The sequence below is a fragment of the Paraliobacillus sediminis genome, assembly GCF_003426055.1.
The window spans coordinates 21859-41082 of the sequence record NZ_QJSI01000003.1 but is presented as its reverse complement, the minus strand read 5'-3'; the positions used below and the strand labels follow the sequence as shown (position 1 = coordinate 41082).

Annotated in this window: 12 protein-coding genes; 2 read left to right on the top strand and 10 right to left on the bottom strand. The window is 36.8% G+C overall.

What is annotated here, in order from left to right:
• From D2K60_RS12870 to D2K60_RS12850, 5 genes are all read right to left on the bottom strand, one after another.
• On the bottom strand, positions 1–897 hold the full coding sequence (locus tag D2K60_RS12870) for a carbohydrate ABC transporter permease (protein WP_117170018.1): 897 nt from the start codon (positions 895–897) through the stop codon (positions 1–3).
• 100 nt (positions 898–997) lie between these two features.
• Positions 998–2332 (bottom strand): ABC transporter substrate-binding protein, encoded by a 1335-nt coding sequence (locus D2K60_RS12865; RefSeq protein ID WP_117170019.1) that lies wholly within the window; start codon positions 2330–2332, stop codon positions 998–1000.
• Between the two features lie 120 nt (positions 2333–2452).
• Entirely contained in the window at positions 2453–3997 is a 1545-nt protein-coding gene (locus tag D2K60_RS12860; RefSeq protein ID WP_117170020.1) for a response regulator transcription factor, read from the bottom strand.
• A complete protein-coding gene (locus tag D2K60_RS12855; protein ID WP_117170021.1) occupies positions 3972–5756 on the bottom strand; it encodes a cache domain-containing sensor histidine kinase in 1785 nt (594 codons plus the stop codon). Before D2K60_RS12855 ends, D2K60_RS12860 begins: the two co-directional genes overlap by 26 nt.
• Before the next feature lie 491 nt (positions 5757–6247).
• Positions 6248–7534, bottom strand: a complete 1287-nt coding sequence (locus D2K60_RS12850) for a Gfo/Idh/MocA family protein (protein WP_117170022.1) — start codon at positions 7532–7534, stop codon at positions 6248–6250.
• A 400-nt stretch (positions 7535–7934) separates the two neighbouring features.
• Here D2K60_RS12850 and D2K60_RS21155 point away from each other — a divergent pair, with 400 nt between their 5' ends.
• Complete coding sequence (locus D2K60_RS21155; protein WP_117170023.1) at positions 7935–13313, top strand: rhamnogalacturonan lyase family protein; 5379 nt, start codon at positions 7935–7937, stop codon at positions 13311–13313.
• Between the two features lie 454 nt (positions 13314–13767).
• Here D2K60_RS21155 and D2K60_RS12840 read toward each other — a convergent pair whose 3' ends face one another.
• Genes D2K60_RS12840 through D2K60_RS12820 form a run of 5 tightly spaced genes read right to left on the bottom strand, consistent with a single transcriptional unit; the run spans position 13768 to position 18363 of the window.
• Positions 13768–14949, bottom strand: a complete 1182-nt coding sequence (locus D2K60_RS12840; protein ID WP_117170024.1) for a M20 family metallopeptidase — start codon at positions 14947–14949, stop codon at positions 13768–13770.
• Positions 14950–14968: 19 nt separating this feature from the next.
• Complete coding sequence (locus D2K60_RS12835; RefSeq protein ID WP_117170025.1) at positions 14969–15610, bottom strand: ABC transporter permease; 642 nt, start codon at positions 15608–15610, stop codon at positions 14969–14971.
• 47 nt (positions 15611–15657) lie between these two features.
• Positions 15658–16569: an ABC transporter substrate-binding protein gene (locus D2K60_RS12830; RefSeq protein ID WP_117170026.1), complete on the bottom strand. Its 912-nt coding sequence runs from the start codon at positions 16567–16569 to the stop codon at positions 15658–15660.
• A 30-nt stretch (positions 16570–16599) separates the two neighbouring features.
• Positions 16600–17241, bottom strand: coding sequence for an ABC transporter permease (locus tag D2K60_RS12825; protein WP_117170027.1), 642 nt, complete (start codon positions 17239–17241; stop codon positions 16600–16602).
• On the bottom strand, positions 17242–18363 hold the full coding sequence (locus D2K60_RS12820; RefSeq protein ID WP_117170028.1) for a betaine/proline/choline family ABC transporter ATP-binding protein: 1122 nt from the start codon (positions 18361–18363) through the stop codon (positions 17242–17244). It lies immediately after the preceding gene.
• 262 nt (positions 18364–18625) lie between these two features.
• On the opposite strand from D2K60_RS12820, the gene D2K60_RS12815 reads away from it, so the two are divergent.
• Entirely contained in the window at positions 18626–19165 is a 540-nt protein-coding gene (locus tag D2K60_RS12815) for a GbsR/MarR family transcriptional regulator (RefSeq protein WP_117170029.1), read from the top strand.
• Positions 19166–19224 lie beyond the last annotated feature (59 nt).

Below are 19224 nucleotides of genomic sequence, written 5' to 3'. Positions count from 1 at the left end.
TTATCTACCCCCTTCTGACTCGTAGTGAACCCAAAATCTTGATGTTGCAAAGATAATAGATGTCAATACAGCGATTATTATTAGCATTACCCAAGCCATTGCTGACGCATAGCCCATGTTAAAGTACTCAAACCCTTGTTTAAATAGATAGAGAGAATAAAGGAGCGTTCCATCTAATGGTCCACCAGTACCTTTTGAAATAATGAATGCAGGAACAAAAGTCATAAATGCCGCGATTGTTTGCATGATCATATTAAACAAAATAACTGGACTTAACATCGGGATCGTTATAGAAAAGAACTTTTGCATGAAATTTGCACCATCCACACTTGCTGCTTCATAGTAGCTTTGCGGAATCGATTTTAGACCTGCTAAGAAAATTAACATCGATGAACCAAACTGCCAAACCGATAAAGCAATAAGCATCCAAAGTGCTGCTGTCGGATCACCAAACCAACGAATAGCATCTAATCCTAAGCCTTGTAAAGCCAAATTGACAATACCATCATCACCGAAAATATTACGCCACATAATTGCGACTGCAACACTACCACCAATTAGAGATGGCATATAGTACATGGTTCGGTAAATCCCGACTGCTCTTGAAGCTGTATTTAACAACATTGCAACTATTAGTGCGAAGACTAATCGTGCTGGTACACCACCAAAAACATAGATAATCGTTATTTTTAATGATTGGAAATATCTCGGATCCTCGGTAAACATTTTTTTAAAGTTGTCCAAGCCTATCCAGGTTGGAGAAGAAAATAAATCATATGAAGTAAACGAAAAATATAGCGACGATAATATCGGAATAAATGTAAAAGCTAGGAAACCAATAATAAATGGTCCAATAAAAAAGTATCCCCATAAATTATCTTTCATACGCGTGTTCATTTACTCATCTCCTTTCTATAGGAACTTCTATGGCTTTTAAAGTAGATAGCTGATCTATAAGAGCAAAGATCAGCTATCTATCGTTGCTATACACGCTTAATTAATTTCCAAGCATACTTTCAGCTTGACTTCTAAAGCTAGTTGCAGCTTCTTCAGGCGTAATTTGACCGTAACTAATTTGCTCTGTGATCATATCTAATAATTCAATTACTTCACCAGCACCAGATGGATCTGCTGCGCCCATTGGTGAACTATTTTGTTCCGCCCACTCGACATACTCAAACACTTGCTGTTGTGATTCTGATATTTCTGCTTTTAGTGCCTCTTTCACTTCAGAAGATCCAGGTACACCACGGTCACCTAAGATTAATTTGTTTGCTTCGACATCATTAACAAAGAAACTGATAAATGATGCTGCAGCCTCTTTATGCGCTGAATTTTCAGAAACCGAGAAGAACATACTTGGTTTTAAAAATAAACCTTCAACAGCATTTGGACCTGGCATTGGAGCAATTTCCATTGGTCTATCAGCAACCTGTTGTACACCAACGAATTGATTTGACCATTGCCAAATACCGACACCTTCTTGTTTAACCACTGGATCATCCTCAATACCAGTTAGTTGAGCTAAATAGTCTGGTGTTGGTGTTGCTTTATTTTCAACTTGATCTGCAATCTTAGAGAAGAAGTCAACAAATAATTGATCATCATCATAGCCTAAGCCACTACCATCTTCTGCATAAAGTCGTTTCCCTTGTGTACGTAAATAATAATTAAAAAATACGTCACCTTTATAACCAGTATCGAAGAACAATCCAGCATCTACTGCCTTAGCAGACATATCTTGAAAGTCATCAAATGTCCAATCTTCTGGAATTGCATCTACACCAATTTCAGCTAAAACTGCAGGATCATAATGGAAACCAAGAGCATTTACACCTAAGTTGAACCCGTATATCCCATCATTAACCGAACCACCTGAGACGACGGTATCCGCTATGTTTGAAACATCAATTTGGTTATCTAGAAATGGTGTTAAATCGGCCAATTGATTATTTTGAGCATACTGTGTTAAATAAGAAAGATCCATTTGAATGATGTCTGGTAATTCATTTGCTGCTGCTTGCGGTGCTAATCTCTGCCAATAATCATCCCAACTTGCGAATTCAACTTCAATTTTCACATTAGGATTTTGATCCATATACATTTGAGCAACTTCACTTGTATAATCATGTCTTGGTTGGTCACCCCACCAAGCTAACCTTAATGTAACTTCCTCACCTTCGTCTTTAGCATCATCACTTGCACCGTCATCCTCTGTTTCTGTAGCAGCTTCATCTCCAGTTTCATTTGTGTCCCCTGAAGAATCATCACTGCATGCGGATAACCATAAAACCATCATAAGACCGAGCAATAAAAATAGCGTTTTTTTCATTTTTACCCTCCTTCATATTGTAAGCGATTACATTACAATCTAATCTTAACAGCTTTTCATAAAATCAATGATAGAAAAAACAGTTATAGTTGTTCAAAAACAAGTGAAGTGTTTACATCGCTAACCTGACTTGATAATGTCAGAAGGTGTTACACCTGTTATCCTTTTGAAAATTTGGCTAAAATATTGCGGATTGTTGCCAAAACCCAGTTTATCAGCCAACTCAAAGACTTTGATATCTTTCTCCCGCTCGATGATCTCAACAGCCCTTTCAATTCTTTTATTCGTCACATAGGTAGAAAACTTATAACCAACTTCTTTCTTAAATAATTTACCTAAATAATCTACATTCATAAATAGTTGTTCTTTAGCAATCCAATGTAATGATAAATAAGAATTCTCTAAATTATTTTGAATAATATCAATCATTTTTATCACAATTGATGAATAACTGTCCGTCTTTGAAGTATTGTGCATCATACGCCAACAAATATCTTCTAGAGTAGCAAAGCATTGTTCAAGCGTCTCTAAATCTTCTATTCCTGCTATTTGTTCCATATAATCTGTACGATCTCCTTTAACGTTTCCTAAACTTTTGTTCATAATATATAAGAACATCTGGATTAGATAGGATTTTGTCAGACTTGATTTTAATTTCAGATCATATATCATGGTAAAAATTTTGCTTAGCTCCAATTTCACTTCCTCATAACTACCTGATTTGAGTAAATGAAGTAATCGTTCACTATCATAACGATATAGTTCCGCATTATTATTTTGCTGTTTTACGTCATCGGACAGCGTTAGGATGCTTCCAGTTCCCCGATAAAATTGTTGATCCAAATACCGATGTGACTCATGATAAGTCTGATAAACACGTGATAACGCACAGGCATGACTAACCACAATTGTCATCTCAACATTTACAGCTTTTGCATAGCTTGTTTGAATTTTTTTAATCATATATAGAAGATGTTGCTGCTCTTCATGCTCCTTAATCAACACAATTAAGTCATTCCCTACTATTGTATATGTCTCGTAATTTGCATTTCCTAATATATCATCGATGATTTTTTTTAGTACGCGGTATTGATCCGTATCGAAATATTCTTTACAGTAGAATACTAATACCTGAACATTTTCGTTAATCGATAATGTATCTTTCAGGTAATCTTCTTTTTTGATTTTTTTAATTGTTAGTAATTCCTTCAAACATTGTTCTTTTTCGTTGTAATCAATTCCTTCCAACTTGCCTTCGATATTTTCTACATATAAAACTTTTTCCTTATCGTAATTGAGATCTTTTACAAGATCCCTCAGCGCATGTGCTATCGTCTTTTCATTACATGGTTTTAGCAAATAATGTTTCACACCAGACTGCATCGCATTTTGGGCATAATCAAATTCACTAAATCCCGATAATAAGATCCATTTTATGTTCGGAAAATGTTTCTTACTTTTCTCTATCAGTTGGATTCCATCTAATCCAGGCATCATGATATCGCTAATCACAATATCTGGTTGACGAATTGAAATGAATTCTAGTGCCTCCACACCATTACAAGCTGTACCGATTAATTCAGTACCTTCCGATTCCCAATCTATAATGGAAGATATACCCTCTAAAATAGTTCTTTCATCATCCACTAATAATACCTTGTACATTGCGCACCACTCCTTCAAAAGGTAAGATTACCTGTACCGTTGTACCTTTATTCTCATCACTTTCGACTTCAATACCATAGTCTTCACCAAACAGAATTTTAATTCGTTCATTAATATTTTTTAAGCCTATTCCAGTTCCCTTTGGCACATAATCACCATTTTTTAACTGATTTAAAAACTGTCGATCAATTCCTGGACCGTCATCCTTAACACTGATGATCAAGTACGCATTTTCAACTTTTGCACTGAGCTCGATCGAACACGTTCCGATCATCTTCTGTAAGCCATACCGAATAGCGTTTTCAACCAATGGTTGCAAAACAAATCTAGGAACGATGCAATGCAGATATGCATCTGGTATTGACGAATGAAACTTTAACCTTTCTTCAAATCGATAAGACTGAATGGTTATATAGTGTGTTACAACTATCAGTTCTTTTTCAAGTGTAATAACGGATTCCTTCGTGTTAATTGATGCACGTAAAATATAGCCTAGAGATTCTGCCATATTAGATATTTTATGCTCTCCGCCCATTTTTGCTGCCCAATTAATTGATTCTAATGTATTATATAAAAAGTGTGGATTTATCTGTGCTTGTAATGTTCTAAATTCAGAGTCCTTAATCACTAATTGTTTCTTATAATTTTCCTCTATCAGAAAATTTATTTGGCTCATCATCTTTTGGAAATTATCATGCATTTGTCCTGATTCATCTCGTGATAGTTTGCTATCAGCTTCTTCGTCAAAATAAGTAAAGTTACCAGTTTGTACGCGCTTCATTTTTCTGTTTAGACTTTCAATTGGCCCAGTAATACCTCCTATAAAACGCCCACCAAAATATGTCATAATAACAAATAAAACGAAATAGGTAATAAAGACAGCCTTTCTTACCGAAGATATTGCTTTAAAAAGATTACTGTACGGTGTAATAATCATATACGTCCATTTTGTATATGCTGTTGGCGTATACGTAATAAAAAAACGTTCTTTCGTATCACTATCTTTAATTATCTTATATCCTTCAGAATCTTCATTCTTATTAAGAATATATTCTTTTGCTAAGATAGATGGATAAAGTTGGTTATCTTCACCGTCATGTATAACCAACTGAGCTCCCTTTTCATTTAAGGCTTTTGAAAAATCCGTGATAATTTCTTCTAGATCAACTCGAACAGTCACGATTCCGATTCTTTCCAATGAAAATGAGTTTAGATAATACTTAACTTCTCGACCAACAATTATCGCTTCATCAGTTTGATCTGGAAAAATCCATTGTGCTCCTCCCTTTTCAGGATATGTTTTGTTTTTTATATTACGCAGTCGACTTTCAGCTAATGTCAACATATAATTACCCGTTGCATATTCCTTATCATCAAGATCGTATACTTGTAATGATTCGACGTATTTATTAAGACCTCCTAAGTCTAATAATCGTTTTCTAAGTTCTACACCGATAATAAACTGCTCATATTGATTGTCAGCTTCTTTTAACTTCAATAAATAAGATTGTACATATGGATCTGTAGCTAATTGAAAAGATAGTCGCTCCATTTTTTTTAATTCATTTTCAATCGAGCTAGAAGATACACTTAAAGACTGAGCAGACTGACGATAAATTTCTTTGTTATAGATATTAAATGCGTATTGTAAAATAAAAAGACTACCTAAACTAAATGTAAACAGTACGACTAAAGTTAAAATAAACATTTTATTTTTAATTTTGAGGTCCGAATAAAAAGTTTTGATCCTGTTAAACATCAGACCACTCCTTTATTTTGTGGTGATGTTACAATTGCTGCGTTCATTTTCTTTGTGATTTGTTGCCTATAGAAGTTTTGTTTTGAGTGGAATCTAAGGTAGTTAGTCAATAGGAGATTTTAAATTCAATAATGTTAGAACATAGTAAAAGATTGGAACTATAAACTCCGATATAATGAGAGTTTATGCCTCGTGGAGTAAGTGAATTGGGCTCCCTTTCCACAGGCACGGCTTCAGCTAACTCGGAAGCAAAGAACACTTCCGAGTGGATCTTCAGCCCGTGCTGTTCCTGCTGGAGTGTCACCCATTTAACTTGATCCACTAGTTTTTTGTACTAATAAATTCACCGTGCAAAAAATAGAGATAGAGAGCTTGTTTTCTCTCTTACTTGTTATTTTTAACTCATGAAATATACCACTATGCTAGTGATGGAAATATACGGAGACTCCTCGATAATATAAATCCATTTTCTTCGTGCGATGTGATTCACTTTATTTCCATGTTATAAGTTCGTCAACATGGACTGGTTGACCTGTTTTTAGAGATATATTTCCTGCTATTCCTGTTAGAATAGACATCGCGCCATCAACATGTGTTGCCGCACGGTGAAACGTATCATCTATTGGCGTGCCAAAAATATCCTGCAACAATAAGGGATCACCACCGCCATGGCCACCTAAACCTTCATCTAACTCCACATCATACGGCTCATCGAACATCGGTAATACTCGAATTGACTTTTCCTCTACACTTCCTTCATCCGCCTTATCACCACCAGAATTGATATAAGACTGCTCACATATTTTAACTTCAATCCTGCCTTTACTTCCATTAAATGAAACCATATATCCTTCCCATGGTAAATAAGCATTTAAAGAATACGTGAGGATCGCTTTGTTTTTATAAGTAACGAGCACACCTAATGTGTCTTCAATACTAATGCCATCACCAAAAACACTTTGATCACGTTGATAGCCATCCTCTTGTTCTGCATCTAAGTACATCGCTTTTAAGTGCTCATTTTCTTCCAAGTGAACGGCAAATGGATCGTCTTTTGCTACTTCACTTCCGTGTGCACGTTGATAAAAATGAGTTACTCCTCTTTTTTCCGCATTTTCTCTTCCATAAAAACGTAAGCCACCTGTTGCATAAACAACTTCTGGTGTTGTCCCTAACCAAAAGTTAACGAGATCGAAATGATGGGTCGATTTATGGACTAGTAATCCGCCACTATTACGCTTATCCCGATGCCATCTGCGGAAATAATCGGCACCATGTTGCGTATTTAACGCCCACTCAAAATTGACAGAAAATACTTCACCTATAACATCATTTTTAATTAATTCTCTTATTTTTGTATTATGCGGTGCATAGCGATAATTAAAAGATACACGAACCTCTTTTCCTGTTCTATTAACGGTGTCGATGATCTCTTGACACTTGTCTGCATCAACTGTCATTGGTTTTTCTGTAATCACGTCACAGCCTAATTCTAATGCTCGAATGATAAAGCTATGATGTGTTCGATCAATTGAGGTTACAATGACCGTGTCTGGTTTTTGTTCTCTGATCATTTGGTCAAATGCATTGGAGCGATAAGATGCAATTTGTTTATGTTTATATTTTTCCTCCAATAATCGATTCGCATAATCCATTCGCGTTTGATTGATATCACAAAATGCTACTAGTTCACTTGTATCTTCAAAATCACGCACAACTGCTCCATAAAAGAATTCGGCTCTTCCACCTACACCCACTAAGACATATTTTTTTTTCACCTAAAACAACTCCTTGTTTTAATTTAAATTATATTTTATGTGATAGCGCTTTCTTTAAATTGTAGACAATACATCCTTTCTATAAAATTTTCCTATCCTCTTTCCATAATACAACAATAACAAATATAATAACAACGTTGTTTTCTATTTGTTTTCCTGTCACCTACAAAAACCTTTTTAAGGTGAAAATTCGACATAGAACTAACTAATAAACAGTGATTACCACAATTTATAAAGATATTGACGAATGATCAACTGTTTTCTTAACAGAAGCAACTGTTTTTTCATCTAAATTTAAGGACAAGTTATGCTAGTCTTTTATTGTAAGCGCTCTAAAGACTTATGTGGAGGTGATTAGTTAACTGTACGGTATCAGGTAATAAAAAAAGGAGGATGGAATATGTTACGGATAATGAGGTCAAAAACGCGTTGGTTTGCACTATTTCTATCTGTGTTATTAGTAGCTACGAGTATGCCACTAACTACTATTGTTGTACAAGCTGAAGATGAGATATTTGTAAAACAATTTGATTTTGGAACAGATGATAGCGAACTTGCTGATGGGTTTGAAAAAATATCTGATCAAACCGCATATAGCGAAGAAAATGGCTACGGATTTGTTGATCCAAGCAAAGTCACTGCAATAAATCGGGCTGGTGCAGATACGTTACAAACCGATTTTGTTACGTACACTGAAACATCATTTCAAGTTGATCTTCCGAATGGAGATTATGCGGTCACTGTCCTATTAGGTGATGAAGATGACGCAACTGAGGTTGGGGTTGTAGCTGATTCCATTCAAAAAGTACAGGACGCTTCATTAAATGCTGGAGAAATAACGGAGCGTACATTTGATATCGCTCTGATTGATGGTCAATTAACAATTGAGTTGACCGGATCAAATCCCAAAATAAGTGCACTCATGATTTCAGAATTACAAACACGTACAAAAGCAGAAAATCCAACCATTTATGTGGCAAGTGATTCAACGGCACAAACGTACGATCCATACTGGAAACCGCAGGCAGGTTGGGGACAAATGTTAGATCGTTTTCTAAGTACCGATGTAACAGTTGATAACCAAGCAATTGGTGGTCGTAGTTCAAAAACGTTTGTTACAGAAGGTAGATTAGATACTATTTTAAGAGATATACAGCCTGAAGATTATCTATTGATTCAATTTGGACATAACGATTCTACAAGTAGTCGACCGGAACGCTATGTAACAGTTGAGCAATACAAAGACTATTTAGAGACATATGTTACAGGTGTTCGTCAACGCGGTGGTATTCCTGTATTAGTTACACCAGTTGGACGCAGAGACTTCAACGCATCTAATGGCCAATTCAATGTTAGTTTTCCCGAATATATTAAGGGCATGGAAGAAGTAGCGGAAGACTTAGACGTTTTATTAGTTGATTTAAGTGCATTAAGCCGGGCATATTACAATGAAATTGGTCCAGAAGGCACGCGCTCCGTGTTTTTACACGCTGATGCTGGTGTGTATAGCGCTTTTCCAGACGGTGTGCAAGATGATACGCACTTCCAGGAATACGGTGCGATACAAATCGCAAAATTATTATCAAGCGGCATAAAGGAACTAGATACAAAACTGGCTTCTTTAGTGGCTGATGTAACTTTACCTGAAGCGGTACCAGCACAACCTACGAATCTACAAGTTTCTGGGGTAAGTAACGCTGGTGCCATATTAAGCTGGGACGACGTTGATGAAACGGATATCTACCGTGTTTATCAAAAAAAGCTGGAAGATACTGATTTTGAACTTGTATCTACCTCAACCGTTTCAAAAGTTAATTTAAATGGGATGGAAGAAGGAAACCTATACCAGGTTTTTGTTACTGCAGTTAATGCCAAAGGTGAATCAGAACACTCTGAAACACGTGATATCCTAACAAAAGAAGCTACATTCAAATTTGATTTTGGTCCTGAAGGGCAAACCGTAGCGGAAGGATACACAGGTGTAGATCCTACGACGGTATACAACAAAGATAGTGGTTATGGATTAGTAAGCAATGATGGTGTCATCGTTCGTGACCGTGGAGGAGATGATTTATTACGAGATTGGATCGGTTACTTTAGTGTTGGTTGGGATTTTAACGTTGACGTTCCCAATGGCTTATATGCCGTTAAGGTTCATGTTGGTGATTTTTTAGGCAGCGCACGCACAGAGTTAACAATTGAAAACCAAGGCTACGGTGGAATATCTGCTCCTAGACAAGGATCTACGGAAAAAGTTATTCCAGAAGTCGCGATTACAGATGGCCAAATGAATCTAAATTTTGCAGGCTCAACTGGGATTGCTAATGGCTTAGAATTAACACCAATATTGGTAGCACCAAGCGGTTTAGCATTGGATGATCAATCGTTTGAATCAGATAACGCTTATGCTACGATCTCTTGGGATGCAGCAGGTGGTGCAACATCTTATAATGTTTATCGTAAAGTTGCCGGAACTAGCACAACTGAATTACTTGATGCGACAACGGAACCAACTTTTACAGACAATAGTGTAGTACTTGGGATTGAATATGAGTATACAGTAACAACAATTGATAACGTTGGGACAGAAACCGTTCCTTCACTACCTTTAACTGTATCTATGATTGACTCCAATCAAGAAGTACCAGTTGCACCAGAGAATTTAAAACTAGATTCTGTAAATAAAAATGACCTAACGATTAGTTGGGATACTGTTGAAAATGTTAGTTCATACAACATTTATCGTGCAGATGCAGAAGATGGCGAGGATGTTTTAGTTGGACAAGCAACCACTAACAGTTTTACCGATGAAACAGTATTAACAACTATTCCGTATTACTATCGCGTAGCTGCTGTTAATGCCGGTGGTGTTTCCGAAAAATCAGATCGATTAAAAACACCTGCAGACACAGTTCTCTTAAAACAAATGGAAGATATCGACCGGGCACCAATAGCTCTTAAAACAGATGAAGGTGTCCTTCTTAGCTGGAGATTACTAGGAACTGATCCTGAAGCTATTGGTTTTAACATTTACCGAGACGGCGAATTGTTAACCGAAGATCCAATTCAATCAACTACCAATTTTGTTGATGAAAATGGGACAGCTGACTCTAGTTATCAAATCCATCCGATCGTTAATGGTGAAATATTCGGAGAACGCGTCGAAACAACTGTATTAGAAAATAATCACTTTGATATACCATTAAACAAACCAGATGATGGCGTGACACCACTTGGAGATCCTTACACATATCGTGCCAATGATACAAGTGTCGGTGATTTGGACGGTGATGGAGAATATGAATTGATCGTAAAATGGGATCCAAGTAATGCACAAGATAACTCCAAAGCTGGTTACACAGGTAATGTTTATATCGATGCATATGAATTCGATGGCACGCAATTATGGCGTGTTGACCTAGGTGTAAACATCCGTGCAGGGGCCCATTATACCCAATTCATGGTATATGACTTCGATGGGAACGGAAAAGCTGAGGTAGCATTTAAAACGTCAGATGGGACAATTGATGGTGAAGGAAATGTCATCGGAAAAGCTGACGCTGATTACCGATATACCAATGGTTATATACTACAAGGAGCAGAATATTTATCAATTTTTAATGGTGAAACAGGTGCTGCAATGGATACGATTGACTACGAACCAGCACGTGGAGATGTTTCCGCATGGGGCGATAGTTATGGTAATCGAGTCGACCGGTTCTTAGCTGGAATTGCATATTTAGATGGCGAAACACCAAGTCTCGTTATGGCACGTGGCTACTATACAAGATCTGTTTTGGTTGCTTATAATTTTTCTGATGGAAAGTTAGAAAAGCAATGGACATTTGATACGAAAGATGAAGGTTATAGTGATTATGCTGGACAAGGATACCATTCCTTAAGTGTAGCGGATGTCGATAATGATCAAAAAGATGAGATCATCTATGGCCAAGTAACGATCGACGATGATGGAACTGGCTTATATAATTCAGATCTTGGACATGGTGATGCACTACATGTAGGCGAATTTGATCCAAGTAACGATGGTCTAGAGATCTTCTCAACACAAGAAGATACTAGCAAACCATATGGCTATGATATGCGTGATGCGGAAACTGGCGAAATTTTATGGGGAATAGAAACTGGTCAAGACACAGGACGTGGACTGACAGCTGATATTGATCCCCGATATGAAGGTTCAGAAGCATGGGCCGTTGATGGTGCGTGGAATAGCACAGTAGGTGGCTTGCATAAAGCAAATGGCGAGAAAATTTCCGATTCGATCCCTGCATCCAATTTTGCGATTTGGTGGGATGGCGATGTACTTCGTGAAATACTAGACCATAAGTGGAATGAAGACGCTGGCGTTGGTGTCGGTACAATCGATAAGTGGGATTATCAGAATAGCGAATCAGTTAATTTACTCACTGCAGATGGAACATTTTCAAATAATCATACAAAAGGTACACCGGCATTACAAGCAGACTTATTTGGTGACTGGCGGGAAGAAGTCATTTGGAGAACCGAAGATAGTAGTGTTTTACGTGTCTACTTTACACCAGAAGAAACAGATACAAGAATCCATACACTGATGCATGATGCACAATATCGTGTTGCAGTCGCATGGCAAAATGTTGGCTACAATCAGCCGCCACACCCTAGCTTTTTTATTGGCGAAGGAATGGCAGAACCGACTAGACCTAATATTGCCGTAGTTGACGTTGCGCACTCTGATACGGTTGCACCAGTAACAAGCTATCAAATTGATCAAGAACAAACGAACGATTGGTACAATAAACCAGTAACGATTGATTTTAATGCTGAAGATCAAGAATCTGGAACTAACAAAACATTTTATACGGTGAATACTGGAGAACCACAAGAAGGCACATCAGTAACATTAGAAGAAGATGGTGCACATACAATCGCTTACTGGAGTGAAGATAACGCTGGGAATGTCGAAGAACAAAAATCGTTTAGCATTGCGATTGATAGAACTGCACCGACAATTGAATTCTCTGAATCTACTGATACTATCTTTACAGTAGACCAGGAAATAACAATCGCAGTAGTTGTTGAGGATGCATTGTCTGGTGGAGCAACATCCGATTTCGAAAAAATAATCATACCAGCATATCAATTAGGTTTAGGCACCCATGATTTTGAGGCAACTGCGCACGACTTGGCTGAGAATAGTGCTACTCAATCTCTTAGCATCAAAGTCGAAGTTGACTTTGATAGTCTAGCCAATTTAACCAAGCAATTTGTTGATGAAAATGGTGGCGAACAACAACTAGTGGAGTACTTACAAACAACATTAGCCAATGCAAAAAATGCGAATGAAAGCGATGACCAGGATGAGCTTGACCTACAACTCACTGCTTATATTAACGCAGTAAAAGCTACTAGTACGGATGCTTTAACTGACGAGCAAGCAAATGTGCTTATTTCATTAGCCAAAACCTTAACTGACAGTGACATCACGCTTGATAGTGGTAGTGGTGGATCAGATGATGAGGATAATGAGGATGAGCAAGATTCTGTTGTTGAAAAAGAAGAAGAAGAAAAAGATTCAGCTAAAGAGGACGATAAAGGAACAGATACTAACTCTAAGGATTCAGACAATCTAGCGGATTCAAAAGATACTAGTTCTAAGGGTCAAGGTAATCTACCAGATACAGCGACGACTATGTTTAACTTCTTACTTATAGGTCTGGTCCTACTATTGGCTGCTAGTGGTGTTTGGCTATACACGCGCAAAAGAGCAGTGAAAAAGTAAGTTTCATTTAATCAATACAAAAAGGTAGCCAATTGGCTACCTTTTTGTATTGATTAATTCTAGCTCCGCTCAATTATGGCATCCTTCCGCCTAATTAAGACGTGCTCCGCCCAATTATGGCGTCCTTCCGCCTAATTAAGACGTGCTCCGCCCAATTATGGCGTCCTTCCGCCTAATTAAGACACCTTCCGCCCAATTATGGCGTCCTTCCGCCTAATTAAGACGCGCTCCGCCGAATTATGGCGTCCTTCCGCCTAATTAAGACGCGCTCCGCCGAATTAGCACCCTCTTCCGTCGGATTAAAACGCTCATCAAATAAAAAAAGAGTCAGGAGCTGCATTACGGTAATTTACCGCTTTACAGGTTCTGTCTCTTTTTTTAATAATTTATCTAACGCCTATTGTGAGCTTGCATTATAACTACTGATTTAACTCAGAAGTATGATTCATTCCACTTAATTATACGTTTTCCAAAAATCAAAAATAGTAGCTGTTAATACTTTTGCACCATTCTCTAATGCTTTTTCATCGATATCAAATTTAGGATGATGATACGGATAAATAAATCCTTTCTCCTCATTCGCTGATCCTGTAAAGAAATAGGTACCTTGCTTTTGTTCAAGGAAGTAAGAGAAATCCTCTGCACCCATTGTTGGTGGATCTGCTTTGATATTTTCTGCAGGTAATACATCTTTTGCTGCATTAACAAGCAGTTGATTCATCGTCTTGTCGTTCTTCGTTGCTGGGTAACCAAATTGATAATCAATATGGTAATCCGCACCGAATGCTTTACATGTATGTTCGGTAATCTGCTTTATCCAGTCATACATTTCTTGACGAACGTCTTTATCAAATGTCCTTACTGTTCCTTCCATTATACAAGCACCAGAAATAACATTTGCTTTACTTCCAGCTTGAAACGAACCAATCGTCAAGACAGCTGACTTTAATGGGTCTACTTTCCGACTCACTACTTGTTGTAAGTTACTTACAAGTTGACTCCCAATCGAAATAACATCCGTTGTATCATGTGGAAAGGCTGCATGTCCACCAACACCCTTTATTTCGATCACAAAGTCATCTGATGAACCGAGTATATAGTTATCATTATGTGAAATATGATTTACCGGAATATAGTTTTCCATATGTGTGGCAAAAACAGCATCGACACCTTCTAATGCACCCGCTTCGATCATCGATTTTGCCCCACCTGGATCTTCTTCTTCCGCATGTTGATGAATAAAGACTACTGTACCTTCTAATTCATCCCTCACACTTACTAACGCTTTCGCTATTCCAAGCGCAATCGCTGTATGAGCGTCATGACCACAAGCATGCATCACACCAGAATTTTGAGATTTATATGGCACATCATTTTCTTCTTCTATTGGTAAAGCATCAAAATCCGCCCGAATCGCTACAGTTTTACCAGGTTTCCCACCTTTTAATGTGGCAACAACACCTAATCCACCAACATTAGTCTGTACATCTAATCCTAACTTTGTTTGATAATCGGCAATAAATTTGGCTGTCTCATGTTCTTGAAAAGACAACTCTGGATTCATGTGTAAGTGTCGTCGTATATCAACCATTTCGTCATATAATTCGTCTAGTTTCAAAAACATTTGCTCTTTCAAGTGAATATTCACTCCTATCTTACGTTGTTCGTTCTTTAGTCTTATTCTCTACCTTACCCAAAATGAAGTCTGCAATAACTGCTAATAATACAGCAGGAATAGCACCAGCATAGATTTTTAGATCTGATTGAAGACTAATACCAGAGATGATTTCTTTCCCTAGTCCACCTGCTCCGATATATGGCCCAATACAAGCTACGGAAACAGCTATAACTGAAGCTACACGCAATCCTGCCATTAAAAATGGAATAGATAATGGAAGCTGTATTTTTGCTAATAATTGTAAGGACGTCATACCAACACCAATACCTGCTTCGGTGATACCTTCTTCTACTTCCCTAATCCCTACATACGTATTTCTTACGATTGGAAGTAAAGAATAGAAAAACAAACCAATAACCATTGTTTCAAATCCTAATCCAAAATAAATCATTAAGATTGCTAACATAGCTAAACTAGGTACTAATTGCAAAATATTTGTTAGAGAAAGAATAAATGGTGCTGCTTTTTCAAATTTCGCAGCTAGAATACCTAATGGCACACCTACGACAAGTGCAAGCACAATCCCGTAGACAACCATTAATATATGTTCCACTGTTAACGCTAATAATTCCGCATAATTTTCTAGCATATATTGACCAAGTTCAGTGATAAAGTTCATGTCAAATCACCTTTTTAAAAAGATTTTATTATAAAACATTGTTTCGCTTATTCAAGCATACCTTTTTCTTCTAAGAATTCAGCTGCAACTTCTTCAGGAGTACGTTGATTAATATCTACTTCATGAATTAATTGTGTCATTTCTTCTGTACTAATCAAACCTACGATTGAATCAAGAATGTCGCTAACTTCTGGATATTCTTCAATTATTTCATTTCTTGCTACTAATGATGCATCATATGGAGGGAAGAAACTTGCATCGTCCTCTAATAATTTTAAATCATACTCTAAGATTTGTGGATCAACAGTATAAGCTGTTACAACGTCTAACTCATCACTATTAATACCCTCATACATGAGTGAAACTTCCATACCACGAACATCATCAAAGCTGTATCCATATGCTTCTTGATAACCTGCATAACCGTCATTTTCTCTTTCAATCCATGAACTATCTGTACCAACGATTAGTTGATCAGCGAATTCACCAAGATCAGACATAGTTGTTATGTTATTTTCTTCAGCAAAATCACCTTGAATTGCAATACCATATTGGTTACTAAATCCAATTGAGTCATACCATTTCATATCATACTCTGCACCAAATAATTCTTGTGCTTGTTCAATTGTTTGTTGCGGATCTGTTGAATATTCTACTTCATCTTCATCAAAGTGGTTATTATATACTTCACCAGAATAAAGTGTTGCAATATCAAACTCTTCGCGATCTAAAGCAGCCATGATTTGTGGGCTTGCTTGAATATCTTCTGTAATATTTACTGCATGATCTGTTTGGTCTTCCACTAATAATTTAACAATTTGGCTCATGACTTTCGGATCAGTATACGATTGTGCACCGTATTCAAGTGTTGTTCCACCATCAGCTGATTCATTATCGCCACATCCTGCTAGTGCTAACATTAATACTGCGAATAAACTTGCAAATAAAAACTTTCTCATAATGTAATGTCCCCTTTTTTCTTTTTATATTTAGGCTTTTGAAAGGCCTTTTTCAATTTTTGCAAAAACAAAATCTAATAACAACGCGATACCAATAGCTAATATCGTTCCGGTGAAAATCATTTCTTTATCATTAAACCCAATACCAGCAAGTACTAGTCCACCTAAGCCGCCAGCACCAATAACAGCTGCTAAAGTCGTCCAACTAATTACATAAACGGTTGTGACTCGAATTCCTGACATAATATAAGGCAATGCAACAGGTAACTCGACCTTAAATAAACGTTGAAACGTATTAAAACCCATCCCCCTAGCTGCTTCAACAATACCGGGATCGATCGATTGCACACCAGCATATGTGTTCCGTAATAATGGAAGAAGCGCATATAAGAAGAGCGCTACCACAGCTGGTTTAAAACCAATCCCTAAAATAGGTATCATGATTGCTAGTAAAGCAATTGTAGGTATTGTTTGAAAAATATTAGCTATGTTAAATATAAGATTTTTCAGTTTTTCGTTTTTCATTTTCGTCATATAAATTGCTAATGGAACAGATATAACAATAGCAAGTAGTATAGCCGTAAAGGAAATTAGAATATGTTCATAGGTATAACCTAGTATAGAATCATATTTTCTTTGCCAAAAATCAATGTAATCTAAAATCATTTCCATTTAAGCCACACCACTCTTACTCTCATATATTTGATGAAGAGCTACAAACAATGTACTATTCTCGATTATCCCAACTAGTTTCTTATCTTCTGACAGAACTGGTATAATCGATTTCGTTTTACTTAAGTCACCCATCGCTAAATTAAGATCCGTTGTTTCATTAACAGTAATGACTGAATAATCAACTATTTCAGAAAGCCGTGCCGCTTTATTTGCTAAAGCCTTATACAGGCTTAGCACACCTAAATACTTTCCTGTTTCATCGACAACTGGCAGTTCTGCAACATTATTTGTAACCATATCCTCTATTGCCAAATCCACTGTTGTTTCAGTTGAAAGCACCATATAGTCTTTTACAGAAAGCTCTTGTACGGATGGTAATTTTTTGGCTTGATCAAGTCTATCTGATCCAATGAATTCTTTCACGAAATCATTTGCTGGATTAGCTAGAATCTCCTCTGGGGATCCTTTTTGAACAATTTCGCCACCCTTCATCAGAATGATTTGATCAGCAATCTTGATTGCTTCATCCATATCATGGGTAACAAATACAATTGTTTTTTTGATTTCTTTTTGAAGTCGAACGAGTTCATCCTGTAGTTGTTCTCTACTGATTGGATCTAGTGCACTAAAGGGCTCGTCCATAAGAATTGTAGAAGGTTCTGCAGCAAGCGCACGAATAACACCTATTCGTTGTTGCTGTCCTCCACTTAATTCGGAAGGATAACGTTTCATGTATGTTTCTGGTGCCAAATTCACCATATTTAGTAACTCTTCTACACGTTTTCTAGTTCGTGCTTTTTCCCACTTTAGTAGCTTTGGAACCGTCGCTACATTATCATAGATCGTCATATGTGGAAATAAACCAATACTTTGAATCACGTAACCCATTTGACGACGAAGCTGAATCGGATTAATATCCTTAATATCTTTATCATCAATCAAAATTTGGCCATCCGTGTGTTCTGTTAATCTGTTAAGTAATTTCATTGTTGTTGTTTTACCACAACCACTCGGACCGATTAACACATTAATTTTTCCTTCTTCAAATGTAAGATCAATATTTTTTAATGCTTGAAAACCATCATCGTAAACTTTATTTATCTGTTTTAATTGAATCAAGAGTTCTCCCCCTCATCTTTCAAAAAGTAATTTTTCACGTGCTTTCACTCATACAATTATATAGTTGATCTGTAAAAGAATAAAACGCCGTATAAACTTATAATTGCACAAACTTTATAAAATATTAAGTTTACAAAGTGCACGCCATTTAGATTTATACATTTACTCCATAATTCTCTGTTTTTCGTCACGATTAGCCACTTTCTATTTTGTACCAACTATGCTAATCTGTTACTAAATAAATTTAAAAGAGTTGGTATTCATGGAAAATAATCACTATATAGAAACAGTACATAATCGCACGATAGAACAGATAGCTGAAAACATGAAATCTTATGGTTTTCCAGCTACAATCGGTCGGGTTTATGCCTTCATTTATTATGCAGGCGAGCCACTTGACTTAGGTACACTTGCTGATAAAACAGGCATGAGTAAAACAAGAATGAGTCAAGTTCTAAGAGAAATGGTCGAACTAAATCTTGCCGAAAAAGTTTTCATCAAAGGTTCTCGCAAAGACTTTTATACAATCGACGCAGACTATTATCAAAATTTCGTTTCCCTTTTTACATCTAACTGGAAAAAGGTTGTTCAACGCAATAAACATTTGGAACAAAAAAATCAATTAGACTTAAAGAAAGCACTTCAAGATCAAACGCTAGATGATGAAGCAAAACAACAAGCAAAAATGATGTTCGAAGAATCCGAAAAGTCGAAAGAATACTTTGAGTGGATTGAACGTTTAGTTGATTTCTTTGAATCAAATGAAATCTTTAATCATGTCCCTAGAAAAATTGAAAAGTAAGATTGGTTAGTAAGCATCGCTCGGGATGCTTACTATTTTTTTATTTCCTCGGAAATCTT